Raw genomic sequence first — 25,279 nt, 5'->3', positions numbered from 1 at the left:
GTGCCGATGACGGACGCGGTGTTGGCACGGCCATCGACGGATATGCTGCGATCCGACGCGCTGTTTCATCTCGCCGTCGCCTTCCTTGCCATCATCACATCCGTTGCCGCATTCGCCGTGTGGACGCCTTTCGGTTTTGCCGCGACCTTCCTCCTGATGATCGTCCTCACGGTCTCCCTGCCGGCCGGCATTCCGATCGTCATCGCCTGCGCCTTTCTGTTCCAGAATCTGGTGGTCGCCTGGTTCACGCCTTTCGTACCGGACGACACCACGTTCGACGCCCTGCGCGGTGCCAATTTCGTCATCCTGATGACGGCCTTCGGCCTGTTTGCGGCTGCCTCCTTCCAGAACCGCGTGCGCGCTCTGCAAGACCTGCGGCCGTGGCTGCTGTTCAGCTTCCTGCTCTGCGGCGTGATCGGTATCTACCTGCTGCTTGGCGCCGTGCGCGGCGGACCGAAGGACGCCGTCATCTATTTCCGCAACACGATCACGCCGGTCGCCTGCTTCCATATCGCCATCCTTGCCGCCAGCCTTTACCGGATCGACCTGCGCACCTGCATGATGTGGCTCTGCGCCGTGGCGGTCGGTTACGGTTATCTGGAGCAGATTTTCCGGATGGATTTTCTGGGCCTCTTCCATGGCGATCTCTATATCCAGCGCGGCCTCAAGGAGCAGATCGAGGCGGGTGTCTGGGAGAAAGCGTTGCGGGAAACCGGCTTCGTGCTGCGCGGCCTCGAAGACACGATGACCGCGACCTTCTTCAACACGGCTTTCTTCGGCGACGCCTTGCCCCGCATCTTCCGCAATGGCGGGCCGAACTTCCACCCGATCAGCTATGCCTATGCGCTCAGCCTATTGTCCTCCTGGCTGTTGTTCCGTGGACGTTGGCTGCTGCCCTTGGCGGCCTTTCCCGTCCTGCTCGTCATCGGCTCCAAGGGTGCCGCCTTCCTGCTGACGATGGCGCTGGCGAGCCGCCTGTTCTATCGCCCGTCGCGCGCCGGCCTGACGCTTGCAGGTGTCGTGCTGCTTGCCGCAACGTGGACGGCGGCGGCGACCCTCTACGGCGCCCGGCACGGGGACTATCACGTGCTCGGCCTGATCGCCGGCATTCGCGATTTTCTCGCCAATCCGCTGGGGCAGGGGCTCGGCATCGGCGGCAACCTATCGAGCACCAGCCTCAACCTCGATTGGGACAGGGCGCAGGGCGAGGGGGCGGCCGCGGTTCCGGTCGAAAGCGCCGTCGGCGTCATGCTCTACCAGATGGGCATCGGCAGCGCCGTGTTCTTCGGCTTCCTGGCGGCCCTTGCCAAGACAACCGGCAGGCGACTGATGGAAACGGGCAATCCCGACTTCCTGTTCGCCTTTGTCGCGATCGTCACGATTTCGGCAAATGCGGTTCTGCAGGAGGAGGCCTTCTTCTCGCCGCTGGCACTCGGTTTCTGCCTGCTGCTGGTCGGTGTTTCACTTGGCACACAGATAAGAGAGAAACATGTGAGGGGTGAGCGCGCAGAGTTGCGAACACAACTTTAAGGGGTGTATAATGATTGTTAATCTTTTGATTGCAATCGGAGCCCGTCATGAGCGCTTTGGGTGCCCTCCCGGAAGGCCTGGTTTGCAGGCCGATTTTGCAGAGCGATTGGCCCGCGGTCATCGATTGCCTCGGCCGGGGGTTTCCCGAACGCTCGCGACAACACTGGGAAGAGGCGCTGGCCCGCATGGCGCGACGCCGGCCGGTCGGCGACTTTCCGCAATACGGCTATGCCCTCGACAGCCTCGGCCGCATCGTCGGCGTCATGCTGACGCTCTATTTTCCGGCAGTCGGCCAGGATAGTGCGGTGCGGTGCAATCTCTCGAGTTGGGCGGTCGACGAGGATTTTCGCGCCTATGCGCTCAAGCTGGTCATGACGGCGATGCGGCGCAAGGAGGTGACCTATCTCAGCATCACGCCCGCCCCCGTCACGCTGAAGGTAACGGAGGCTTTGCGTTTCAAGCGTTTTGCCGATGGGCAGCTCGCCTTCCTGCCGATGCTGAGCCCCGTCGGCGCGCCTGTGCGGGTCGTCGAGGTGCGGCCGGACGCGACGGAACTCGCGCTGTTGCCGGAGGATGAACGGCAAATGCTGCTGGACCATGCGGTGCTTGGCTGCCGCGCGCTCATCTGCATCCGCGACGGCGCGGCTTCTCCCTTCATTTTCAAGACACGCCGGGTGTTGAAAGGCCTGGTGCCATGCAGTCAGGTCATCTACTGCCGCTCCCACGCCGAGCTCAGCCGGAACGCCGGCGCGCTTGGCCGTCATCTGCTGGGCAAGGGGCAGTTGATCTGCCTCGTCGATTCCAACGGGCCGGTGGCGGGGCTCGTCGGGCGCTACTTTGCCGAAATCGGGCCGAAATATTTCAAGGGCCCGAACCCGCCATCACCCGGCGATCTGGCCTTCACGGAGTTCGTCTTTTTCGGTTCCTGAGCGGGATCAGACGGCCGATGGCACATTCTGCCCGGACTGTGCATCCTTGATCTGGCGCAGTTTGCCGACGAGGGCCGGGCTCAGCCTGTCGATGCCGTTCAGCACGCGGCGGAGCGCGAAATGACAGTACCGGCGCAGCCGCCATTCCATTTCCGTCCCGATGGTCAGGCGGCGACGGAAGTCCGCTGTTTCGAGCGCATAGGCGTCCATCCGCCGCTTCTCGGCGTCGTCGTAGAAGGCGGCCAGATCGGCGGCCGTCATGACATTGTGGCTTGTCCATCGGGGAATATAGCTGGTGCACAGCCGCTCGACATCGGTCAGAAGACGGGTGACACCCGTCCCGGTCGCCGGGCAGGTCGTCTGGAACGCATCGCCGACGAGCACGACGCCGTCCTGCCGATAATTATCCGCGACGGCGATATCGGTGATCCAGCTGTCGACCGGCCCTTCGATCTCGAAGTCACCCATCGTCCCGATCAGTCCCGGAAAGGCGGCGGCCAGCGTGTCCTTCGGTCGTTCGCGTAGCGCCCGGATCCAGGAATCGCCGCGGTCGCGGTAGGCGAACAGGTTGGCCCGCATCGCGCCGGCAACCGGAAACAGGCTGAGATAGTCGATCCCGTCGGACACCCGTTCGCCATACCAGGTCAGTGCCGCATGCCGGAAACCATCGGTGCCCGTCGGGCGGAGGTTGAAACCGAAGGCGACCGACTGCCGTGGCCGGATGATCCGCCGCGTTATACCGAGATCGCGCCGCAGTGTATCGCCGGTTCCCGTCGCGAGAACCAGAAGCCGCGCCGTCACCTCCTCGTGGCCGACGATGGTTATGCGCTGCCGTCGCGCACCCGCCTTGATTTCGCGGACCTGGCCCTGGACGAAGCGGACGGCCGCCGGCATCTCGGCGCGGATCGCCTCCACCAAGTCGTGATAGAGGATGCCGAAATGCCGGGCATGGGTGCGGTCCACCACGCTGCCCCTGCGCATGTTGAGGGTTTCGTCGAAACATGCGGCCCTTGCCGCAACGGCAGCCGAAAGACCGAAGCGTCTGAGCGTCTCGATCTCGCCGGGGCCGAGTTTTTCACTGCGAAACGTACGGGGAAAGCTGCGGTGACGGTCGATCAGCGTGACGGAATGGCCCGCACGTCCCAGCAGATAGGCGGTGAGCGTACCGGAGAGCCCGCCGCCCACGACGGCGATCTCCATGCCCGGTTTGCTGTCGTCGGCTTGGGCTGTGTGTTCGGGGCTCATCTGGAATGCCTCAGGATGGCGTAGAGGGCACGCGGGTTGGTCGTCAGGTAGCGCCAGAACAGCCGGCGCGGCTCCATCAGCAGGCGCCAGAACCACTCGAAGCCGGCCTGCTGCATCCAGAGCGGTGCGCGCGGCACCTTTGCGCTGAGATGGTCGAAGAGCCCGCCGGCGGTCTTGACGACGCCGACATTGCCGAGCCGGTCGCCAAAGTCGCGCATGAAAATCTGTTCGCGCGGCACGCCCAGCCCGAGCCACAGGATATCCGGTGCCAGAGCGTTGACTTCATCGATCTTGGCCTGCAGCGCCGGGCCGCTGAGATAACCGTGACAATGGCCGGCAAGGGGCAGCGCCGGATAAAGCTGCCGGACGATCGCGGCGGCCCGCATGTTCTGCGCCTCCGTCGCGCCGAGCAGGTAAAACGTCACGCCCTCCCGTTCGGCAAGCCGGGCGACGTCGTGGAAGAGATCAGTGGTGGCGACGCGTTCGGGGAGTTTTTGCCGGCACAGCCACCGGGAGGCGAAGACCAGCGGCTGGCCATCGGCAAGGATCTGGTCGGCCTCGTGGAACAGGCCGGCAATGGCACGATCCGAATGTACGCGGGCAATGACCTCTCCGTTTGCCGAGGTGAAGTAGAGCGGGCGACCGTGGCGACGGTGCCGACGGGCCGCGGCGATCATCAAGGCGGCGGCGCGTGTCAGGTCCAGTGCGGCGATCGTCAGCCCTCCGAGCTGGGCCTGGGGCACGGCCGGAAGCGCGTCCAGCAAGGACGATCCCCCCTCCGATCCCGCACACCCATCGGGAGATTCATGCCCGAGAACCGGCGGAAGTGCCTCCACGGTCGTTTTGGCACATGCCGCCGGAGGCGTAGCGTCAACTCTACCGTAGGGTGTGTTGCTTGAGCTGAGTCTGCTGTGAAAACGCTTGTCGGTGTCTGTCATTATACGTCACCTCCAGTTGAGGTAATGTATTTTATGCTACCTATGGCGTTAAAAGATCATCAATATTTAGTTAATATCTAAAAGTTTAATTGAATTTTAAGAAGTAAAATGCGGTTGGATGAGGCTGCCTTGCAAAAGGAGTTTTGAAAGTTATTCGAAATAAAAACAGTATATTGGTGAGTGCGGCGCTATCGGTTGTCGCGCTGGTTTTCGGTTTTGACGTTTGGTGCCGCAATGCAACCTCAAGCGGAAATGCTACTTATGAGAGATTGATGCAGATAGACTACCATAGGAAGAATTTGCCCTCGCTGAAATGGAATCCAACAAAGGTCAGTGTTCAGGATTGAAGCTTTTTCACAACAAAGAACCCTCTATGGTTGTGTTTTGTTCCGCAAAAAATGTAGCGCACCGGGTTGAACAGAGCAGTCCAGGTTGTGCTGTGCCGTTTGGGCGCACGAGCTGTGGCCCTTGATTTTTAGCCGCCGCACAAAAGCAAAACGGCGGCCGTGAGGATACGGCCGCCGTCGTGGAATTCGATTGAGAACGGATCAAGCCTTGCCGACGCCGCCGGAGACGAGGCGCCCCCTGTGGAAGGTGGCGCTGCGCGGGGAGACGCGGGCGACGGCTTCGGCCGAGCAGCTTGCACCGGCGAGCGTGAAGCCGGCCTCGTCGCCGGCCTTCGGCCAGGCGCGGTTGCCGTCCTTGTCGAGCGGCAGGATGCCGCCGGTCGAGATGGCGAGCGCGCGGGACAGGTGGTACTCGTCCGAGCCGCGATAGAGCTGGGCGTAGAGATAGGCCTTTTCCAGCATGTCGCCGCTGCCGAAGGGTGACCAGTGGTCGATCACGCTGTCGGTGCCGGTCATGACGAAGACGCCCTTTTCGGTGAGTTTTGGCAATGGCATCATCAGGCCGCCGATCGGCACGGTCGAGGCGATCGTCATGCCGTTCGCGGCCAGCCGCCCGGCTGTCTCTTCCAGCTGTTCGGGCGAGAGCGTCGTCAGCGCGAAGGCGTGGCTGATCGTCACCTTGCCTTTGAGGGCAGGGTTCTTCTCCACCGTATCGATCATGTAGTTGACCGCCGCGACACCCGCCGGGCTCGTCTCATGCAGGTGGATATCGACGCCCTTGTTCAAGTCGAGTGCGATCTGGAACATGGCGTCGAGCGACTTTTCCATGGCGCTGTCGACATTGGTCGGGTCGAGCCCGCCGACATAATCGACGCCCATCTGCATGGCTTCGCGCATCAACCCGTCGACCTTTGAATGCAGCAAGCCGTGCTGCGGGAAGGCGACGATCTCGCAGACGAAGTCGTCCTCATGCTTTTCCAGCGCGATCTTCAGGTGTTCGAGGCTCTTCAGCCCGCTCACCGGATCGATGTTGCAATGGCTGCGGGCAACCGTGCTACCCTTGGATTGCAGAAGCGCGATCAGGCCCTCGGCGCGCTCGACCGAGGTCGGCAGCAGCTTGGGCAGCAGCTTTTCTTCCAACGCGATCATGTCCATGATCGTCTTGCCCTGGCGCGGCAATGGCGCCTGCCATGGCCCGCCATAAAACGTCTTGTCGAGATGGATGTGCATGTCGCGCATGGTGGGCAGCGCAAGCTGGCCGTTCGCCTGGTAGGTCGGAAGGTCTACGGGCAGGGTCGCGCCGGCGGCATGGAGTGCTGCGATCTTGCCGTCCCTGATTTCAAGCGTGTAGAGGGCCGTGCGGGTGGCGACGACGACATCGCCGTCCTTCTCGAAGCCGTCCTCCAGCCGAACATCGGCAAGCAGGTAGTGTGTGTCTTTCACGTCCGTCACCGTGGCATCCTCTTTATCAGCCGTGGTCTGCGCGGCCGCCTCGTGGCTCATGCCGGTAAGGCCGGCGACGGCGGCTGCGGTGGTCAATTGGCCGGTGCGGCTGAGAAAGGTTCGGCGGCTCTGCGATACGGCGTGCTGCAACGTCGTCTCCTCGTCATGGTGCATGGATCTGATGACGCCACTCTAGGCAACGCCGGCACCGCTTGGCAGCGACATTTGAAAATGCTGGCTATTCGATTTTCCACTGATGCTAGGGGTTGAGTCCGCAAAAATCGATGAGCCGCCCGGCAAGACCGAGCGCGATGGCCGAGGCGCTATCGCGGTAAAACAAGGCGAGTTCAAAATCGTCGATCGGCGGCAGGCGCTCGGCCGTGCCCAGGACACGATGCGCCGGCAGGCGACAGCTTGCCGGCAGCAGGCTGACCCCGAGCCCCGCCGCAGAGGCTGCGGCAAGGGCGGCAAGACCGCCGCCACTATAGCCGACGCGCCAGCGGATCCCGAGACTATCGAGCGTCCCGCACAGTTCCTCACGGTAGAGACCATTGACCGGGAAGACGGCAAGCGGCACCGGCGATTGTTCGATGGCGGGGTGTTCCTGGCTGTCGAGCCAGAGCAGCGGTTCCGGCCGCGCGGCGCGCGGCAGGTGCACGCGGCGCTGCTTGACGAGCACGAGATCCAGCTCCTCCTGACGATAGGCCCGGTGCAGGTCGGGGCTGAGCCCGCTGGTCACGTCGAGCCGCAGGTGCGGGTGCTCGCGCTTGAAGGCGGCGAGCAGGTCGACCGTCGGCACGGTAAAATCCTCCGGCATGCCAAGCCGCAGCACGCCGTCGCGCCATGGTCCCGTCAGCGCGTCATGCGCTTCTTCGTTGAGCGCGATGATGCGGCGGGCATAGCTCAGGAGCTTGATGCCCTCCTCGGTCAGCCGCACTTCGTGGGACGTGCGCTCGAACAGCGCCTTGCCCAGAAGCTCCTCCAGCCGGCGCACCTGCTGGCTGACGGTCGATTGCGACAGCGACACCCGGTCGGCAGCGCGCGTAAAGCTCATGGTCTCGCAGACGGCCACGAAGCTGACGAGAAGCTGCGGGCTGAACATGGGATAGCGATTCATTTTCCCGCCTCCACCGTAGGGCCGGGATCAGGCGCGGCTGCGGCGCTGTTCGGCCAGATAGCGCAGCAGCGCCAGGCTCTCTTCCGTGCCGGAGACGAGTTTTGCGGCGATCGTCGCGAAGGTGCGGAATTCGTCGGGGTCGAGCCCGGCGAAGATCGCGTCGTTGACGGGGCGCTGGGTCTCGGCGAGTTCGGCGAGCAGGGCGCGGGCCTTGTCCGTCACCTCGACGATGACACGCCGGCCATCTTCCGGATTGGCGAATTTGTCGACGAGGCCGGCCTTCACGAGCTTTGCCACCTCCAGCGTCACGAAGGCGCCGGACTGGTGCAGATGGTCGCTGACCTGGCTGATACCGACATCGGCATCCTTGGACAGGTGCTCGATGGCGATAAGGATGGAGAAGGCCGGTCCCGAAAGGCCGATCACCTCGCCGAGCCGGTTGCGGATCTCGAGCAGCCGCGTGCCGAAGCCCAGCGCATCATGGATCATCTGGCGGAAAGGCGCGTCGTCGCCGTCCTGAAGCAGTTCGGGCCTGCTGATCGTCACTGGCATGAATGCGTCCTTCAGCTTTGCAAAATACCTAGCTGAAGCTGGTATATAGGGTAACTGCGATCAAACAAAGGAGGCCGAGCGGGCGAGGGACCCGCCCGGCCGGTACAACTACGCGGCCTCCGCGTCAGGCGATTGAAGCGTCACGGCGCCGCGCTCGATGAGCATCGTCTCGTCTGCCACCGATTTCAGCAGGTTCGGGCTGGATTCGGTGATCAGCAGGGTGAGATCGCGCATGGTCTCGCGCAGCCGCGAGAGCGTGCGGGCATAGTCGAGCGCTAGCGCCGGCGCGAGGCCCTGGAAGGGCTCGTCGAGCATCAGCAGCTTCTCCGCCACCATCAGCGCCCGGCCGAGCGCCACCATCTTGCCCTGGCCGCCGGACACGCCGTTGCCGGGACGCGCCCGCATCGTGTGCAGTTCGGGCAGCAGGGCATAGACCTTTTCGAGGCGGCTTTTGATTTCAGCCTGCGGCAGCTTCAGCGCTTGACCGGGCAGGATGATATTGTCCTCGACGGAAAATTCCGGGATCAGCCGCCGGTCCTCCGGCGCATAGCCGATGCCGGCAGGGGCGCGGGCAAAGGCGGGCAGCGGCAAAAGTTGTCTTCCATCCAGGGCGGCCGAGCCGGATTCGGCCGGCGTGAGGCCCATGATGGCGCGCAGCAGCGTCGTCTTGCCGGCGCCGTTGCGGCCGATCAGCACGGTCGTCGCGCCGGGTTTCAGCGTGAAGGTGACGTCGCGCAGGATCTTTGCGCCCGCCAGCGAGACGTTGAGGGAAGAGACGGTGAGCATCAGGCCACTCCAATCACGTTTTCGATGACGCGGGCATCCTTGAACACGGCTTCCGGCTTGCCTTCCGCCATCACCCGACCCGCTTCCCAGACCACGACACGGTCCGCATAACGCTCGACGACATCCATGTCGTGCTCGACGAAGAGGGCGGAAACCTTGGCTTGCCGGAGCGCGCCCATCAGCGTTTCCATCAGCGCGAAGCGTTCCAGCGCGCTGACGCCGCTGGTCGGCTCGTCGAGCAGCACCAGCCGGGGTTTTAGCGCCAAGGCGATCGCGATATCCACCAGCTTGCGCCGGCCTTCCGGCAGCGTCGAGGCGAGCGTGGGCGCGCAATCGGCGAGATTGAACATCGCCAGCAGTGCCATGGCCTCGTCGCGGTAGGCGGGGCGGCCGAGCGCCTTGCCCACCTGCCACAGACCCTCGCGTGAGGCGATCGCCAGCATCAGGTTGGTGAGCACGGTCTGGTCGAGGAAGAGCTGCGGGATCTGGAAGGCCCGCGCGATGCCCTTGCGGGCGATGGTGCGGGGCGGCAGGCGGGTGATCGGCTTGCCGTCGAGATAGACCTCGCCCTCAGACGGCCGGATATAGCCGGTGCACAGGTTGAGGAAGGTCGTCTTGCCGGAACCGTTCGGGCCGATGATGGCGAGGAATTCGCCCTCGTCGATATGGAGGTCCACGCCGTTGGCGGCTTTGACCGCGCCGAACGTGATGTGCAGGTTCTTCGCTTCGAGGAGCACGGTCATGCGAGGTCTCCCTTCTTGGTCGGACGAATGAAGCCGATCAGGCCCTTGGGCAGGAAGAAGATGACACCGAGCAGGGCCGCGCCGACGATCATGTTCCAGGCATCGGTGACGCCGGCGGCAAGCGTGTGTACCAGTTCGAGGAAGGCGGCACCGACGAAAGGCCCACCAATGCCGCTGATGCCGCCGAGCACGGCAACGAGCACGAGATGGCCGGAATCGGTCCAGTAGGCCATGTCGGGCAGCACGTGGCCGATGGTCATGGCGGCGAAGGTGCCGCCGATGCCGGCGAGCAGGGCCGAAAGGCCATAGGCGACGAGCAAGACGCCGCGCACCGGAATGCCGAGATATTCGAGGCGGATTTCGTTGGTGTGCACGGCCGACAGCGCCTCGCCGAGCGGGCTCTTGAAATAAGCGTTGACGGCAAGGCCGGCGAGAACCATCGCGGCGATCGCGGCATAAAAGAGGAAGGTCGCGAAGCCCTTGGCTTCGAGCACCATGCCGAGCACCGTCGGGGTGCCGACCCGCAGCCCGTCGGTGCCGCCGGTGACGCCGTAGAATTTCGAAAGCAGCGAGAACAGCACCATGGAGATGGCGAGGTTCAGCATGGCGAAGAAGATGGCGCGGTAGCGCACCACGAAGGCGCCGATCAGCAGGCCGGCGACGAGCGAGATGATCGCGGAAATCAGGATCAGGGCGAAGACATCGGTGATGCCGAAATCGCGCATGGCGAAGGCTGTGGCATAGGCGCCGATGGCGAAGAACATGGCATGGCCGATGGAGATCAGCCCGCCGCGCAAAAGGATCGCGACGCCGAGGGCTGCAAGGCCCTTGGCGATGGCGAGCGTCAGCACGAATTCGAGCCAGGGAAAGGCGAAGGTGGCCGCGACGAGAGCGATGATGGCGCCGGTGGCGAGGGGAAGAAGAGGCATGGTCAGATCTTTCTCGTCGTTGCGGAGCCGAACAGGCCGTAAGGACGGACCAGAAGCACGAGCAGCATCACTAGATAGGGTGCGACCGCATCGAGTTCGGGGGCGAAATAGATGGCGAGCACCCGGGCGAGCGCGACGATGACGGCGGCGACCGCCGCGCCCTCGATCTTGCCGAGCCCGCCGATGGCGGCGACCGCGAAGGCGAGCACCATCGTATCGGCACCGAGCCCCGGCGAGACGCCGGCCTGCGGCACGGTGAGCGCGCCGCCGAGCGCCGCGAGGAAGACGCCGAGGCTGAAGGCGATCATGAAGACGCGGTTGGTGTTGATGCCCATCGCCTGCGAGATTTCACGGTCGGCGACGACGGCGGCGATCAGCTTGCCGATGCGCGTATGGCCGATGAAGAGTTTGAGCCCGACGAGCAGTGCTGCCGCAAGCAGGATCAGCACGAGCTGGTAGGTCAGGTAGACCACGCCGCCGATCTCGATGGAGCCGAGCAGTTGCACCGGCGTGTCCTCGTAGAAGGAATCGACGCCGAAGACGATGCGCTGCAGGTCTTCGAGGATGAGGAACAGGCCGAAGGTGACGAGGATCTGCACGGCCTCCGACTTGCCGTAGGCCCAGCGGATCAGCGTGCGCTCGATCAACGGGCCGACGATGACGGCGACCAGTGCGGCGCTCAGCGGCAGGCTGGCGAAGGTCAGCCAGCCGGGCAGGCCCGCGCCAACGACCCAGAGGCCGAGCGAGGCCGCTGCATAGGCGCCGATCGAATAGAAGCTGCCATGCGCGACATTGAGCACGCGCAGCACGCTGAAAACGAGGGTGAGGCCGACGGCGACCAGGAAGATGAGCGCCGCATTCGCCAGCCCGTCGATGAGCAGAGGGACGATGGTTTCGAACATGGATTTCTCCGTTCACAGGGCATTCGCAGATGAAGGATGCCGTTGCCGAATTCCCTTCTCCCCCACGGGGAGAAGGGACGCTGTGGCGGCGAGGGCATTTCCTACTGCAGCTACCCCGCGAAAATTACTTGTAGGAGCCGGGCTGCGGCAGTTTCGTCGGCAGGTCGGCGGAGAGCGTGCCGATCCAGGCGATCGGGTCTTCGCCGGCCGGCGGCATCAGGTCGGCACCCTTGTAGCGCACCATGTCGCCGATGACCGGGCCGTCGTGGCCGTCCGCCTTGGCGGTGACGCCGATGATCTGGTCAACCACGCCGTCATTGTCGGCGCGGGTCTGCATCGTGCCGGTCAGCGTCTTGACCTCGCTGCCCTTCATGGCGGCGGCCACCTCGTCGCGGCTCGGCCATTTGCCGCCATTGCCGGCCATCGCCTTGTCGTAGGCGGCCTGCACATAGAGGAAGCTGTTGGCCATCTTCATCGCCGGGAAGACCGGCCATTTGCCGTATTTGGCCTTGTAGGCCTCGGCAAATTCCCTGGTCTCCGGGTTGGCGGCCGCATCCGGCGACATCCACCAGCCATCGCCCAGCACGCCGACGATCACGCCCTCGGGGATTTGCACGTTCTGCATGGAGGATTCGCCAAGCGCCAGAACCGCTTGGGAGGAGCGGAAGAGACCGCGCGGGCTCGCCTGGCGCACGAAGTTTTCGAGGTCGCCACCCCAGAGGTTGGAGAAGATCACGTCGGGACGGGCGGCGGTAAGCCGCGAGATTTCCGTCTGGTAGGTGCCGGCGCCGAGTTTTGGAAACAGTTCGGCGACGACTTCCACATCCGGCTTGAACGCCTTGATGGCGGTCGTGAATATTTTTGCTGCGTCGTGGCCGAAGGCATAGTCCGGGTTGATGATGGCGATGCGCTTCACATCCGGCTTCACGGCGATGAGATAGGCGGCATAGGCGACGAACTCCGGCACGGTATTGCCGTTCGGCCGGAAGAAATAGGGATGCGCATCCTTGAGGTAGAGCTGGTGCGTGTCGCAGTTCCAGCCGACGGTCGGCACCTTCATTTGATCGCTGACCGGGGCAAGCGCCATGCAGTTTCCGGAGGACAGGGCGGCGATCATCACCTCTGTCGCGGCATCGCCCGCGAGCTTGCGGTATTCGGCGATCACACCCTCGGTGCCCTGGCCCTCGTCGACATAGGTAGCGGACAGCGGCACGCCGCCGATGCCACCCTTGGCGTTGATGCGCTCGATCATCAGTTCGGCGGCGTCGCGCCCCGGCTTGCCATAGGCGGCGGTGCCGCCGGAGGTGAAGCTGAACACGCCGACGCCAAGGGCGGCGGGCTTGTCTTCGGCCAGCGCCGGGCCAGCGAGCAAGGCTGCGGCCGCAACGGCCGAGCAAAGAATGTTTCGGTAGCTGATCATCTCATTCCCTCTTTTTGGCCCGGGCTCTGCGCCGGGTTCCGGTTTTTTCGGCCATGCGGCATCGCCGCCCGGAGCGAGGCTCCGGAGCTGAATTCGGCGTTGGTTTTCCTCGTCCTGCGCCCTGTTTTTGATGATTGCGTAATCGCATTTCATATGCAAGATAAAACTGCAGTGAAATATCACTGACATTTAATTTTGTAGCAAAGCGATGTTAGCAAGTAGCCGGGACGGCTGTCTAGGGAGTAACTGCACATGACGACACTCAATCTCACGCTGGAAAGCCGCGACGGCCGCACGCCGGTCACGGTCGACGTCGAAAATCTGGTGATCGCCGGCTGGGCCGGCCGCAACAAGGAAGCGATGGAGCATCATATCCGCGAGCTCGAGGCGCTCGGCGTCGCCCGTCCCGCCGCAACCCCGACCTATTACCGCGTCGCCGCCGCGCGGCTTTCCACGGCCGAGGCCATCGAGGACGCCGGCGGAGCCGGCAGCGGCGAGGTGGAGGCCCTGCTGATCGCCAAGGATGGCAAGCTGCATGTCGGCGTCGGCTCCGACCATACCGACCGCAAGGTGGAAACCTATGGCGTTACGGTGTCAAAGCAGGTCTGCGACAAGCCGGTCGCCACCACCGTCTGGCCCTTCGAGGAGGTGGCGGACCATTGGGACGACCTGATCCTGCGCAGCCACGCGGTCATCGACGGCGTGCGCGTGCTCTACCAGGAAGGCCCGCTCTCCGGCCTTCTGGCGCCGGCGAACCTGATCGGCGGCTGGGCGGCGGATGGAACGCTCCCCGATGGCACCGCCATGTTCGGCGGCACCATGCCTGCCATCGGCGGCGTGCGTCCGGGCACGCGCTTCGAGGGCGAACTGGAGGATCCGGTTTTGCAACGCAAGATCGCTTTCGGCTATGACGTGAAAACGTTGCCCATCGCGGGGTGATTCCCCGACAGGGGCGTTCCGCTTGTCTCGGTCCGGCAAGTCGATATGAATCGGCCTGCCGGCCCTCACGGGCTGCGAGTGAAGGAAAACCGGACATGACGATGACGGCCGATGAGACTGCCGAGACCGACGATGCATCTCCCACCCGGCGCAGGCGCGGCGACCCCGTCGTCTCCCTGCGCGATATGGCTTACGAGGCTATCAAGCGCCGCATCATCACCTGCGATCTCAAGCCGGGCGAGGTGCTGAGTGAGGGCGTGCTGAGCACCGAGCTCAACATCGGCCGCACGCCCGTCCACCAGGCCATCGACCGGCTGGCGGCGGACGGGCTGATCGACGTGCTGCCGCGCAAGGGCATCATGGTGAAGCCCATCAGCCTGAACGAAATCTTCGACATCATCGACGTGCGCCTCGTCAATGAGGCCTATTGTGTGCGAAGGGTGGCGGAACTGGCCGAGCCCGCCGATATCGCCCGCCTCTCGGAAAACCTCGACGCCACCTGGCAGGCCGCCAAGGACCGCGAAATCGAGGCCATGATGAACCTCGACCGCGCGTTCCACGCCCTTCTTGCCGCAAGTTCGCGCAATTCCATGCTGCCCGACATCATGGGCAACCTGCATGACCGCTCGACGCGGCTCTGGTTCATCTCGCTGCGCTCCAACGAGCACCATGTGCGCGTGTGCGAACAGCATGCGGCAGTGGTGGAGGGCATCCGCAAGCGTGACCCCGACCAGGCGGAAAAGGCGATCCGCGAGCATATCGAGGCTTTCAGGGAAAATATCGTCCGGCAGTTTTGAAGGCGCCCCTTAGACAAGCAGCTTGCCCCTCACCCTAGCCCTCTCCCCGCAGGCGGGGAGAGGGGACGTGCCCCAGAGGGCAGTAGAATGCAGGAAAACGGTGCGGCACATCCCTTCGCCCCGCTCGCGGGGAGAAGGTGGCGGCAGCCGGATGAGGGGGCTTTCTACCACTTACCGCCGCAGCGCCGCCTCCACCGCACGCGCATTGGCAAACAGCGCCGCGTCGCGACCACCGGCCGCCGCCAGCATCAGGCCGACTGGAGCCTCGCCCTCGGCGTGCGCGGGCAATGAGATCGAGCAGCCGTCCAGCATGTTGATCAGTGCGGGGTTGCGTAGCAGCGTCAGGTTGGTCTTCACGAAGAGGTCGTTGTCGGCCTCAAGCGAAGCGATGGCTGGGGCGACCATCGGCACGGTCGGCATGGCGAGGACGTCGTAGGGCGAGATCGCCCGGTTCGTCTCCTCGATATAGGCGCGGCGCAGGTGCAGCATGTCGATATAGTCCGCTGCGGTCTGCTCCTTGGCGCGCAGGATGCGGGCGCGAACGCGCTGGTCGTAGTCTTCGCCGTGTTCTTCGATGAGGTCGCGATGCCAGGACAACGCTTCCGGCGCCGGGAAGCCGCCCTTGCCGTTGATGCGGCCGACCATCTCGAATTCCCTGAGCGGAATTTCCGTCACGATGGCGCCGGCATCGGCGAGGCGCTTCATTGCCGCTTCGAAGGTCTTGGCGACATGCGGCTCGATGCCATCGAAGACGACGGATTGCGGCACGGCGATGCGCAGGCCGGCGACGGAGCGCGCGGCTTCGCCATCCAGCGAGGTGCCGCTCAGGATTTCATGCAGGCTGGCGCAGCAATCGACGCTGTTGGCCAGCGGGCCGATGGAGTCGAGCGTGAACGAGAGCGGCAAGGCGCCTTTGAGCGGAACGGTGCTGGCGGTCGGCTTGTACCCGACGATACCGCAGAGCGCTGCCGGGATGCGGCAGGAGCCGCCGGTGTCCGAGCCGATCGCAGCCGCCGCCATGCCATCTGCGACGGACACGGCCGCACCCGAGGACGAGCCGCCGGGGATGCGGCCGGTGGCGCGGTCATAGGGATTGGCCGGCGTGCCGTAATGCGGGTTGATGCCCACGCCGGAAAAAGCGAATTCGGTCATGTTGTTGCGACCGACGACGATGAAGCCTGCGGCCTTGAGGCGGGCGATGGCGGGCGCATCGGTCTCGGCGGGCGCTGCATTCGCCAGCACTTTCGAGCCGGCGGGGGTGGGATCGCCGGAGAGGTCGAACAGGTCCTTCACGGCAATCGGAATGCCGGCGAAGCGCGAGGGGGCGAGGCCTGCCTTGCGCAGGTCGTCAGCGGCCTTCGCTGCGGTCCGGGCCTTGTCCGCATGGACCTTGACGAAGGCCCGGGCGCCTTCGCCTGTCTCGTCGGCAATGCGCGCGAGCGATGCTTCGACCAGTTGCGACGACGTGACCTTACCCATCGCCAGATCGGCCGCAAGTTCGTTCAGTGTTGCGCGCATTGTTTATCTCCTGCCTATGCCCGAATCAGACCGGATCAAAATAGTGGATTTCGAGCAGCATGCAGCCCTTCTCCGACTTGAAGGGGCCATGTGGTGCATGCGGCGGGCGGCAGGCATAGGTGTTCGGCGGGAATGTCTCGCCGCCATCGCCGTTTTCGTCGTTGCCGACCGTCAGGTCGCCGGAGACGAGATAGACCTCTTCCCAATATTCATGCTCGAACGGCTTGGTGGTGAAGACGCCCGGATCGAACTTCAGAAGACGCGTGCGCGTCCCGCCGCGGTTTTCCTCGTCGAGCGCACCCGAAATGATCTTCTGCTTGATGCCCTGCGGATAGCCGGCGGGCACTTCCCAGCCGGTCGTCATGTCGAGCGTGTAGAATTCGTCGTGTTTCTTGTTGACCGGCATCGGGTCCTCCTGTGGTGCATTTGAACGGCGGGCACGCCGAGGGCGTGCAGGCCATTTGGGGTGGCGGCGCTCGCGGCTGTGGATGGTCGGGTCAAGCCCGACCATGACGGAGGAGAGGTTGGCGAGACCGGGATCACCGGCTTCGACTATCCCTGCTCTGCCTCTCCTTCGTCATCCTCGGGCTTGACCCGAGGATCCATTGCATCCGCGAAAGCGCACTTGTTCGGGCGGTTCACGCAGCCTCGGCGGCCTTCAGGCTGTCCTCGAGCGAATAGGAATCGAGCATGTTCTGCAGCAACCCGTCGGCGGCGGACCAGTCGTAGGTGCGGAAGGCGTGGTTCTTCGTCACGAAGGTCGCGCCGGCATAGAACATTTCATACTGGTGATGGCGCGAGCCGAATTCCGAGCCGACCGCATCCCAGGCGAGCTTGTAGAATTTCACGCGGTCGCGCGAAGAGGCGGCCGGCGACTGTTGCGTCTTGTCGATGAGGCGCGCCAGTTCCGGATTGCCGAAGTCGTCCACCGAGGAGGGCAGCATGATCATGCCGCCGCCGGCAAGTTCGCGCAGCGTATTCAGGATCTTCGGGTAGAGTTGCTGGGTCAGCACCTGCGCGCTGTAGAGCGTTGCCGCATCCGGCACGAAATAGGCGCCGACCTGCTTGCCCTTGGCTTCCATCGCGGCGACCAATGCGTCCACCATGCCGGCCTCGGCGGCGAGCTGGCCGAGCATTTCGCGCACCTGCGGGAACTGCGAGATGCCGTTGACGTCGGTGGTGCGCTTGGCAATGCCGACGAGGAAGCGCAGCTTGACCGACAGGCGGATCATTGCCTGGTAGTTCTGGTAGACATGCGCCGGTGTCGCATGGAACTGCTTGGCGCACATGGCGACGTCGCCGTCGATGAAGACGCGATCCCACGGAACCTTCACGTCGTCGAAATAGAGCACGGCGTCGTTCTCGTCGAAGCGGCTCGCCAGCGGATTGTCGAAGACCGAGGGCGAGGCTGCCTCATAGGATTTGCGCGACAGGATCTTCAGGCCCTTGGCATTCATCGGAATGGCGAAGGACAGCGCGTAGTTCTCCTCACCCGCCTTCAGCGGCTGGATGCAGGTGACGAAGACTTCATTGGCGACGACACCGCCGGTCGCCAGCATCTTTGCACCGCGCACGGTGATGCCTTCCGCGTCGCGATCGACCACGCCGGCCGTTAGGAACGGATCGGCCTGTTCGGCGGCATTCTTCGAGCGGTCGGCCTGCGGGTTGATGATGACGTAGGTCAGGTAGAGGTCGTTGTCGCGCGCATATTTGTAATAGTCGGCGAGGTTGCGCGCGAATTTCGGATTGTAGTCCTCGAAGACGTTGCGGCCCATATACATGCCGGCGATGCAGGAGGCGACGTGGTCCGGCGCGCGGCCGAGGAAGCCGCCGTGCAGGCCGGTCCAGGCTTCAAGGCCGGCGCGGCGCTTGACCAGCTCGTGGTAGCTGCCGGGCAGTTCCCAGATGCGGTTGGCGCGCCCGCCTTCTGGTGTCGCATAGGTCATCAGCTCGGCATTGTCAGGGGCCTTTGCGAAGTCGAACATCTTTTCGACCGAGCGCGCGACATTGGAAAAGGCGTCATGCGTCGTCACGTCGTTGACACGGGCGCCATTGATGAAAATCTCGCGGCCATCGCGCAGGCTGGCAAGGTGCTCCTTGCCGGATTTTGGTTCGGACTTGCTCATAGTATGCATCCTCCAGAGGGTTTCAGTAATGCAGGGGCAGGGGCCAGGCATCGACGTCGATGCGCGGGCCGGCGACGCTGTGGTAGCGGCCGCGGAAGAACAGCAGCGGCTCGGCCGCCGTATCGGATGTGCGGAAATTGACGACGCGGCCGAGGAAGATCAGATGGTCGCCGCCTTCGTGGCAGGCATAGGGCTCGCATTCGAACTGGGCGATGGCATTGGTCAGCCGCGGCGCACCCTTGTGGCCCTCGGTGTGGTGCACGCCGGCCCACTTGTCGCTCGAAGCGCGGGCGAACTGGTTGGAGAGGTTCTCCTGCGTGCGGGCGAGGATGTTCACCACATATGCATCCGCCTCGCGCAGCGCATCAAGGCTCAGTGCCTTGACGCCGACGGAAAACAGCACCAGCGGCGGATCGAGCGAGACCGTGTTGAACGAGGTCATCGTCATGCCGATCTTCTCGCCCGATTTCGACAGCGCCGTAACGATGGTCACGCCCGTTGCGTATTCGGCAAGCGCATTGCGAAACTGCCGCTCGTCCATCGCCTGTCCTCCCTAGTGATTGTTTGTAATATAGCTAAGTTATAAAGCTAATTTTGGGATGTGTCAAGGCTGTGATATTTCACTGGCATGATAGATGCGCGGACGCAGGACGGCGCAACGGTTCAAAGCGAAGCCATGAGCCGGACGTGGTTGATTTCGATGTGTTTTTCGGGGGAGGGGCCGGAACGGCCTGGCCGCGGACCAAGGGCCGCCGGCAAAGAAACACCGGCCGCGCACGAGGCGCAGCCGGTGTCTTCAGGCTTAGAAGCTGACGGCGCGGTCGCCGTCTTCGTCCTGGATACGGGTGGGCAGGCCCATGCCGTTGAGCAGGTTGATGAAGGGTTTTGGCGCCAGTTCTTCGATGTTCGCCATCTTCTTCACGTCCCACTCGCCGGTGGCGACCAGCATTGCGGCTGCGACCGGCGGCACGCCGGCAGTGTAGGAAATGCCCTGCGAGCCGACTTCCTCATAGGCTTCCTTGTGGTCGGCCACGTTGTAGATGAAGACGGTCTTTTCCTTGCCGTCCTTCATGCCCTTCACATAGTCGCCGATGCAGGTCTTGCCTTCGTAGTTCGGTGCAAGCGACGACGGATCCGGCAGCACCGCCTTGACGACCTTGAGCGGCACGACTTCGAGGCCTTCGGCAGTCTTCACCGGCTGTTCGGAAAGCAGGCCGAGGTTCTTCAGCACGGTGAAGACGTTGATATAGTGATCGCCGAAACCCATCCAGAAACGCACGTTGGCGCCGTCCATGTTCTTGGCGAGCGAATGCACCTCGTCGTGGCCGCAGAGATAGGCGCGGCGCGTGCCGACGACCGGCAGGTCGTAGTCCTTGCCGATTTCGAACATCTTGTTCGTCTGCCACTCACCGTTCTGCCAGGAATAGACGACGCCGGTGAATTCGCGGAAGTTGATTTCCGGGTCGAAGTTCGTGGCGAAGTACTTGCCATGGCTGCCGGCATTGATGTCGACGATGTCGACGTCGGTCACTGTGTCGAGATATTCGTCCTTGGCGAGTTTGGCATAGGCGTTGACGACGCCCGGATCGAAGCCGGCGCCGAGGATGGCGGTGATACCCTTCTCCTCGCATTCGGCCGCGCGCTTCCACTCGTAGTTCCCGTACCACGGTGGCGTCTCGCAGATCTTACCCGGCTCTTCGTGAATCGCGGTGTCGATATAGGCGACGCCCGTATCCATGCAGGCGCGCAGCACCGACATGTTGAGGAAGGCGGTGCCGACATTGATGACGATCTGCGACTTCGTGGAGGTAATGAGCGCCTTGGTCGCCTCGATGTCGAGCGCGTCGAGCGCATGGCCTTCGAGCACGCCCGGCTGTTTCATCGCCTTCTTCTCATGGACCGACGCGATGATCTTTTCGCACTTCGCCTTGGTGCGCGACGCGATATGGATATCGCCGAGCACGTCGTTGTTCTGGGCGCATTTGTGCGCGACGACCTGTGCGACGCCGCCGGCGCCGATGATGAGCACGTTCTTTTTCATGTCGGGGGATATCTCCTTCTACCCGTATCGCCTCAGGAGAGGCTTTCTTCGTAGTCCGCGTAGGTGAATTCGCGGACCGTTCTGATGCTGCCGTCCAGTTCGCGGATGGCAATCGCCGGCATTTTCACACCGTTGAACCAGTTCTTCTTGACCATGGTGTAGCCGGCGGCATCCTGGATGGAGATGCGGTCACCGACCTTCAGCGGGGCCTCGAAATTGAACTCGCCGAAAATATCGCCGGCGAGGCACGACTTGCCGCAGACCATGGTGCGGTGCGGCCCGGTATTGGGGAGAAGTTTCGCATTCTCCCGGTAGATCAGCAGGTCCAGCATGTGCGCTTCGATCGAACTATCGACGATCGCGAGGTCCTTGCCGTTGTTCAGCGTATCGAGCACCGTCACTTCCAGCGTGGTGGACTTGGTGATCGAGGCCTCGCCCGGTTCCAGATAGACCTGCACGCCGTATTCGCCGGAGAAGCGTTTCAGCCGCTCGGCGAATTTCTCCAGCGGATAGGTCTCGCCGGTGAAATGGATGCCGCCGCCGAGGCTCACCCATTCGGCTTTCTTCAAGAGCGGTGCGAATTTTTCCTCGATCGTTCCGAGCATGCGGTCGAACAGGTCGAAATCGCCGTTCTCGCAATTGTTGTGGATCATGAAGCCGGAGATGCGGTCCATCACCGGTTCCACCTGCTTCACGTCCCATTCGCCGAGGCGGGAAAACGGGCGGGCCGGATCGGCGAGATCGAAGGTCGAGGAGGAGATGCCGGGGTTGAGGCGGAGCCCCCGTACGATGCCGGATGCCTTGTCGCCGAAACGGTCGAGCTGGCTCACCGAATTGAAGATGATCTTGTCGGCGTGGCTGATGACCTCGTCGATCTCGTAGTCGGCATAGGCGACGGAATAGGCGTGCGTTTCCTTGCCGAAACGCTCATGGCCGAGACGCACCTCGTTGAGCGACGACGAGGTCGTGCCGTCCATGTAGTCGCGCATCAGGTCGAAGACGGACCATGTCGCAAAGCACTTCAGCGCCAGCAGCGCCTTGGCGCCGGAAAGGTCACGCAGGCGCGCGACCTTCTCCATGTTGGCGAGGAGCTTCGACTTGTCGATCAGATAATAGGGGGTCGTGAGGGACATAGGGACCTGTCTTCTTGGCGTGTGGAGTGGCGCCGGTCGGGCCGGCAGCGCGATAGCAACGCGCAAAGCGGAGGCGCAAACCTCCTGCTTCAAACGGCTAAAAGGGGAGACCGATGTTACGGTATCGCCGTACGGGCACGGCGATGTGACAGCGCTTTTGCGCTGTTGCCACGGTCGCGGTGCTTGAGCGGGAAAAGGGCGGGCAGGCGGGGTGCCTTCACGGGCGTGAGCGAGCCCGACGGCGAAGCGGCGTGATAGCCCGACTGTGCCACAAGGGCACCCATCAAAAAGCGTTCTTCCGTTCGGGGGGCATCAAGAGCGCCCATCCCCGATTGGAAGAGGGTATGCCAAGACATGGCGTCCTCCCCAACCAGCAGATGAAACCTGCAAATAAAGTCGGCGCTCTCTAACATGGCGGGGCGGGAAATATCAATGCGCCTCTTTGTCCGCATTTTTTTCGTATCCCCTCTTGCACCTCTAGTCGCTAGAGGTCGTAGAACAGCCTCGACAGACTGAAGAGGATTGTATGATGTCCGATGTGAAAGAGACGCGTTTTCGGGTTGGCGGCATGGATTGCGCCTCCTGCGCCAGCAAGATCGACACGGCCGTGCGCCGCATGCCGGGGGTTTCCGATGTGTCGGTCTCCGTGACGGCCGGCACCATGCGCGTGCAGCACGACGTGACGAGCGACCTGGAGGCGATCCGCAAGAAAGTCTCGGGCCTCGGTTATGCGGTGACACCGGCGGCAGCGGTCGCGGAAAAGCCGGCCGCGAAGCACGAACATGGCCCCGGTTGCAGCCACGATCATGGCCATGGGCACGACCATTCCCATGATCACGCCGACCATGATCACGATGACCACGATCATGCTGGCCACGACCACAAGCCGAAGGCTGCGGTCGTCGAGGGACTGCACGGCCACGATCACGGCCCGTCCGAAGGTCCGTGGTGGAAGGGCAAGAAGGGCCGGTTGACGATTCTCGCCGGCGCGTCACTGGTGATCGCCTACGGCATCGGCCATCTCTTCCCGGCCATCGAAACCTACGCCTTCGTCATCGCCATGTTCGTCGGCCTGCTGCCGATCGCGCGACGCGCCATCATGGCCGCACTCGCCGGCACGCCCTTTTCCATCGAGATGCTGATGACGATCGCCGCCGTCGGCGCGGTGATCATCAATGCGACGGAAGAGGCGGCCGCCGTCGTCTTCCTCTTCCTCGTCGGCGAACTGCTGGAAGGGGTCGCCGCCGGCAAGGCGCGCGACAGCATCCGCTCGCTCTCCGCCCTCGTGCCGAAGACCGCGCTTCTCGAAGAAAACGGCCGCACCAAGGAAGTGCCGGCTGAATCGCTCGCCGTCGGTGCTGTCATCCTCGTGCGCCCCGGCGACCGCATTTCCGCCGATGGCGTGATCATCGACGGCGAGAGCGCCATCGACGAAGCCCCGGTTACGGGCGAAAGCACGCCGGTCAACAAGGAAGTCGGCGACAGCGTCTTCGCCGGCACGGTGAACGGCGATGCGGCGTTGCGCGTGCGTGTCACCGCGGCGGCGGCGGACAACACCATTGCCCGCGTCATCAAGCTGGTCGAGGAAGCTCAGGAATCGAAGGCGCCGACCGAGCGGTTCATCGACCGCTTCTCCAAATACTACACGCCCGGCGTGGTGGTCGTTGCCGCCCTCGTCGCGATCATCCCGCCGCTGTTTCTCGGCGGCATCTGGAGTGAATGGGTCTACAAGGGCCTCGCCGTTCTCCTGATCGGCTGCCCCTGCGCGCTGGTTATCTCCACACCTGCGGCCATCGCCGCGTCGCTCTCCGCCGGTGCCCGCCGCGGCCTGCTGATGAAGGGCGGCGCGGTGCTGGAAGGCCTCGGCAAGCTCACCGCCATCGCCTTCGACAAGACCGGCACGCTGACGGAAGGTAAGCCGAAGGTCACCGACATCGTCGCTTTCGCGCAGCCGGCCGACGAGGTGCTGCGCCTCGCCGCCGCCCTCGAAGCCGGTTCCAGCCACCCGCTGGCGCTCTCCATCCTCGGCAAGGCCGCCGAAGACGGCATCGTGCCGCCGGTGGCGAGCGGCTCGCGGGCACTCGGTGGCAAGGGCGTCACAGCCACCGTCGAGGGCAGGCAGGTCTTCCTCGGTTCGCCGAAGGCGGTTGCCGAACAGGTTACGCTCTCCGACGAGGTCAAGGCCGCCACGGCCGCGCTCAACGATGACGGCAAGACCGTTTCCATGCTGGTCGTCGACGGCATGCTCGTGGGTGCCGTTGCGATGCGCGACGAGCCGCGCCCCGACGCGGCGGCCGGTCTCAAGGCCCTGAAGGATGCGGGCATCAAGACGATCATGTTGACGGGTGACAATGCCCGTACGGCAAAGGCCGTCGGCGCCGAACTCGGCATCGAGGTGCGCGCCGAACTGATGCCGGAGGACAAGCAGCGCATCGTCGGCGAACTGCAGCGCGAAGGGTTTGTCGTCGGCAAGATCGGCGACGGCATCAACGACGCGCCGGCACTCGCGGCCGCCAATATCGGCATCGCCATGGGCGGCGGCACGGATGTGGCGCTGGAAACGGCGGACGCCGCCATCCTGCACGGCCGCGTCGGCGACGTCGCTCTGATGACGGACCTGTCGAAGCGCACCATGCGCAACATCGTTCAGAACATCGTCCTCTCGCTCGGCCTCAAGGGCGTGTTCCTGGTAACGACCATCATCGGCATAACCGGCCTGTGGCCGGCGATCCTCGCCGATACCGGCGCCACCGTGCTCGTCACGCTGAACGCGCTGCGCCTGCTGCGGCCGATCAAATGAAGCGCAGGACATTTATCGGTCTTGCAGGTGTGCTGGCCGCGATCGTCGGGGCGACGGTCGCGGCACAGGTCCCAACAAGGGAGAGGCCGAAACGGCGGGTCTTCGCCTTGCAGACGGTCGATGGCAAGGCCTTCGGTTCGGCCGATCTTGCCGGAAAACCCTATCTCGTCTTCTTCGGCTTCACACATTGCCCGGATGTCTGCCCGACGGCACTTTTCGAGCTGACGGCGTTGTTGAAGGACATCGGCCCGGCGGCGGACCGCATCACGCCGCTTTTCATCTCCATCGATCCCGAGCGCGACACGGCTGGGCTTTTGAAACTCTATATGACGTCCTTCGACCCGCGCATCATCGCGCTCCGCGGCGATGCGGCCGAGACGAAGGCGGCGGCGGATGCCTTTTCGGCCACCTACAAGAAGGTGCCAACGGCCTCGGACAGCTACACGATGGACCACACCGCTGGCCTCTTCCTCATCCGCGCGGATGGCCGGCTCCAGGGCATGCTGGATATGCACGAGCCGCGGGAAACGCAGCTCCAGAAGCTGAAGCTGCTTGCCGCGTCCTAATCGTGCTCGTCGTGGCAGAGGTCGTGGTTGGCAAGCGCGCGGATGACATAGCAGTCGCGGACCTGGTCGGTGTGGCAATGGCTGGTGATGCGCACCAGCTCCGCCTCCAGCTTCTGCAAACGCTCGATCTTGCGCCGCACGGTCGCAAGCTGCTCGGCGGCGATACGGTCGGCATCGTGGCAGGGGCGCTCCGGGTGCTGGCTGAGGACGATCAATTCACGGATGGCATCGATGGTCAGCCCGAGATCGCGGGCGTGCCGGATGAAGGCGAGGCGTTCGCGCTCCTCGTTCGAGTAGCGCCGCTGGTTGCCCTCGGAGCGTTCGGCATGAGAGAGCAAGCCCATCTGCTCGTAGTAGCGGATGGTCGGAACCTTGACGCCCGTGGTTTTGGAAAGATCTCCGATCGTCAGCATCTTTTGCTCCTCGTCGCGACCGCGACATTTTCGACCTTCACGAAATCCTGAAGTGTCGTCCTGCG

General features: G+C 63.8%; 24 protein-coding genes. 6 read left to right on the top strand and 18 right to left on the bottom strand.

Annotated features, from left to right (window positions below):
- Window positions 1–6: 6 nt before the first annotated feature.
- Together GR138_RS27300 and GR138_RS27295 are read left to right on the top strand one after the other, a co-directional pair.
- Entirely contained in the window at window positions 7–1,530 is a 1,524-nt protein-coding gene (locus tag GR138_RS27300; RefSeq protein ID WP_160862450.1) for a hypothetical protein, read from the top strand.
- A gap of 47 nt (window positions 1,531–1,577) precedes the next feature.
- Entirely contained in the window at window positions 1,578–2,459 is an 882-nt protein-coding gene (locus GR138_RS27295; RefSeq protein WP_246200754.1) for a hypothetical protein, read from the top strand.
- A 6-nt stretch (window positions 2,460–2,465) separates the two neighbouring features.
- Here the strand turns inward: GR138_RS27295 and GR138_RS27290 are convergent, their stop codons facing one another.
- The 10 genes from GR138_RS27290 to GR138_RS27245 all read right to left on the bottom strand — a co-directional run bounded on the left by GR138_RS27290 (window position 2,466) and on the right by GR138_RS27245 (window position 12,881).
- On the bottom strand, window positions 2,466–3,704 hold the full coding sequence (locus tag GR138_RS27290) for an FAD-dependent oxidoreductase (RefSeq protein ID WP_160862421.1): 1,239 nt from the start codon (window positions 3,702–3,704) through the stop codon (window positions 2,466–2,468).
- Window positions 3,701–4,468 carry a WecB/TagA/CpsF family glycosyltransferase gene (locus GR138_RS27285; protein ID WP_246200752.1) on the bottom strand — a complete coding sequence of 256 codons (768 nt, stop codon included), beginning with the start codon at window positions 4,466–4,468 and terminating at the stop codon, window positions 3,701–3,703. The genes GR138_RS27290 and GR138_RS27285 overlap by 4 nt, the downstream gene beginning before the upstream one ends.
- A 722-nt stretch (window positions 4,469–5,190) precedes the next feature.
- Window positions 5,191–6,582: an amidohydrolase family protein gene (locus tag GR138_RS27280; RefSeq protein WP_202402878.1), complete on the bottom strand. Its 1,392-nt coding sequence runs from the start codon at window positions 6,580–6,582 to the stop codon at window positions 5,191–5,193.
- A 109-nt stretch (window positions 6,583–6,691) separates the two neighbouring features.
- Window positions 6,692–7,549 (bottom strand): LysR family transcriptional regulator, encoded by an 858-nt coding sequence (locus GR138_RS27275; RefSeq protein WP_160862418.1) that lies wholly within the window; start codon window positions 7,547–7,549, stop codon window positions 6,692–6,694.
- Window positions 7,550–7,576: 27 nt separating this feature from the next.
- Window positions 7,577–8,101 carry a MarR family winged helix-turn-helix transcriptional regulator gene (locus GR138_RS27270; protein ID WP_160862417.1) on the bottom strand — a complete coding sequence of 175 codons (525 nt, stop codon included), beginning with the start codon at window positions 8,099–8,101 and terminating at the stop codon, window positions 7,577–7,579.
- 108 nt (window positions 8,102–8,209) lie between these two features.
- Window positions 8,210–8,887, bottom strand: coding sequence for an ABC transporter ATP-binding protein (locus GR138_RS27265; protein WP_160862416.1), 678 nt, complete (start codon window positions 8,885–8,887; stop codon window positions 8,210–8,212).
- Window positions 8,887–9,630, bottom strand: coding sequence for an ABC transporter ATP-binding protein (locus GR138_RS27260; RefSeq protein ID WP_160862415.1), 744 nt, complete (start codon window positions 9,628–9,630; stop codon window positions 8,887–8,889). The genes GR138_RS27265 and GR138_RS27260 overlap by 1 nt, the downstream gene beginning before the upstream one ends.
- Window positions 9,627–10,559: a branched-chain amino acid ABC transporter permease gene (locus tag GR138_RS27255; RefSeq protein WP_160862414.1), complete on the bottom strand. Its 933-nt coding sequence runs from the start codon at window positions 10,557–10,559 to the stop codon at window positions 9,627–9,629. Before GR138_RS27255 ends, GR138_RS27260 begins: the two co-directional genes overlap by 4 nt.
- Before the next feature lie 2 nt (window positions 10,560–10,561).
- Complete coding sequence (locus tag GR138_RS27250) at window positions 10,562–11,461, bottom strand: branched-chain amino acid ABC transporter permease (RefSeq protein ID WP_160862413.1); 900 nt, start codon at window positions 11,459–11,461, stop codon at window positions 10,562–10,564.
- Between the two features lie 124 nt (window positions 11,462–11,585).
- Window positions 11,586–12,881: an ABC transporter substrate-binding protein gene (locus GR138_RS27245; RefSeq protein ID WP_160862412.1), complete on the bottom strand. Its 1,296-nt coding sequence runs from the start codon at window positions 12,879–12,881 to the stop codon at window positions 11,586–11,588.
- Between the two features lie 252 nt (window positions 12,882–13,133).
- Here GR138_RS27245 and GR138_RS27240 point away from each other — a divergent pair, with 252 nt between their 5' ends.
- The gene (locus tag GR138_RS27240) at window positions 13,134–13,820 is read left to right on the top strand and encodes a DUF2848 domain-containing protein (protein ID WP_160862411.1); all 687 of its coding nucleotides are present in this window, start codon (window positions 13,134–13,136) and stop codon (window positions 13,818–13,820) included.
- 95 nt (window positions 13,821–13,915) lie between these two features.
- Complete coding sequence (locus GR138_RS27235; RefSeq protein ID WP_160862410.1) at window positions 13,916–14,617, top strand: GntR family transcriptional regulator; 702 nt, start codon at window positions 13,916–13,918, stop codon at window positions 14,615–14,617.
- A gap of 171 nt (window positions 14,618–14,788) precedes the next feature.
- Here the strand turns inward: GR138_RS27235 and GR138_RS27230 are convergent, their stop codons facing one another.
- From GR138_RS27230 to GR138_RS27200, 7 genes are all read right to left on the bottom strand, one after another.
- Window positions 14,789–16,135 carry an amidase gene (locus GR138_RS27230; RefSeq protein WP_160862409.1) on the bottom strand — a complete coding sequence of 449 codons (1,347 nt, stop codon included), beginning with the start codon at window positions 16,133–16,135 and terminating at the stop codon, window positions 14,789–14,791.
- Window positions 16,136–16,160: 25 nt separating this feature from the next.
- Window positions 16,161–16,646 carry a DUF4437 domain-containing protein gene (locus GR138_RS27225; RefSeq protein WP_276508815.1) on the bottom strand — a complete coding sequence of 162 codons (486 nt, stop codon included), beginning with the start codon at window positions 16,644–16,646 and terminating at the stop codon, window positions 16,161–16,163.
- Between the two features lie 127 nt (window positions 16,647–16,773).
- A complete protein-coding gene (locus GR138_RS27220) occupies window positions 16,774–18,261 on the bottom strand; it encodes a 4-hydroxyphenylacetate 3-hydroxylase family protein (RefSeq protein ID WP_160862407.1) in 1,488 nt (495 codons plus the stop codon).
- Window positions 18,262–18,283: 22 nt separating this feature from the next.
- Window positions 18,284–18,802, bottom strand: a complete 519-nt coding sequence (locus GR138_RS27215; RefSeq protein WP_069059833.1) for a flavin reductase family protein — start codon at window positions 18,800–18,802, stop codon at window positions 18,284–18,286.
- A 261-nt stretch (window positions 18,803–19,063) separates the two neighbouring features.
- The gene (locus GR138_RS27210) at window positions 19,064–20,302 is read right to left on the bottom strand and encodes a saccharopine dehydrogenase family protein (protein WP_160862406.1); all 1,239 of its coding nucleotides are present in this window, start codon (window positions 20,300–20,302) and stop codon (window positions 19,064–19,066) included.
- Between the two features lie 32 nt (window positions 20,303–20,334).
- Window positions 20,335–21,435 (bottom strand): carboxynorspermidine decarboxylase, encoded by a 1,101-nt coding sequence (locus tag GR138_RS27205; protein WP_160862405.1) that lies wholly within the window; start codon window positions 21,433–21,435, stop codon window positions 20,335–20,337.
- A 116-nt stretch (window positions 21,436–21,551) separates the two neighbouring features.
- The gene (locus GR138_RS27200) at window positions 21,552–21,791 is read right to left on the bottom strand and encodes a hypothetical protein (RefSeq protein ID WP_160862404.1); all 240 of its coding nucleotides are present in this window, start codon (window positions 21,789–21,791) and stop codon (window positions 21,552–21,554) included.
- Between the two features lie 173 nt (window positions 21,792–21,964).
- On the opposite strand from GR138_RS27200, the gene GR138_RS27195 reads away from it, so the two are divergent.
- Window positions 21,965–24,235, top strand: a complete 2,271-nt coding sequence (locus GR138_RS27195; protein ID WP_160862403.1) for a heavy metal translocating P-type ATPase — start codon at window positions 21,965–21,967, stop codon at window positions 24,233–24,235.
- A complete protein-coding gene (locus GR138_RS27190) occupies window positions 24,232–24,801 on the top strand; it encodes an SCO family protein (protein WP_160862402.1) in 570 nt (189 codons plus the stop codon). Before GR138_RS27195 ends, GR138_RS27190 begins: the two co-directional genes overlap by 4 nt.
- Here the strand turns inward: GR138_RS27190 and GR138_RS27185 are convergent.
- The gene (locus GR138_RS27185; protein ID WP_160862401.1) at window positions 24,798–25,214 is read right to left on the bottom strand and encodes a MerR family transcriptional regulator; all 417 of its coding nucleotides are present in this window, start codon (window positions 25,212–25,214) and stop codon (window positions 24,798–24,800) included. The genes GR138_RS27190 and GR138_RS27185 overlap by 4 nt on opposite strands.
- Window positions 25,215–25,279: the final 65 nt, after the last annotated feature.

This window comes from Shinella kummerowiae (assembly GCF_009827055.1).
GTDB lineage: Bacteria > Pseudomonadota > Alphaproteobacteria > Rhizobiales > Rhizobiaceae > Shinella > Shinella kummerowiae.
The sequence above is the reverse complement of the archived record's forward strand: the minus strand, read 5'-3'. Positions and strand labels throughout refer to the sequence as shown.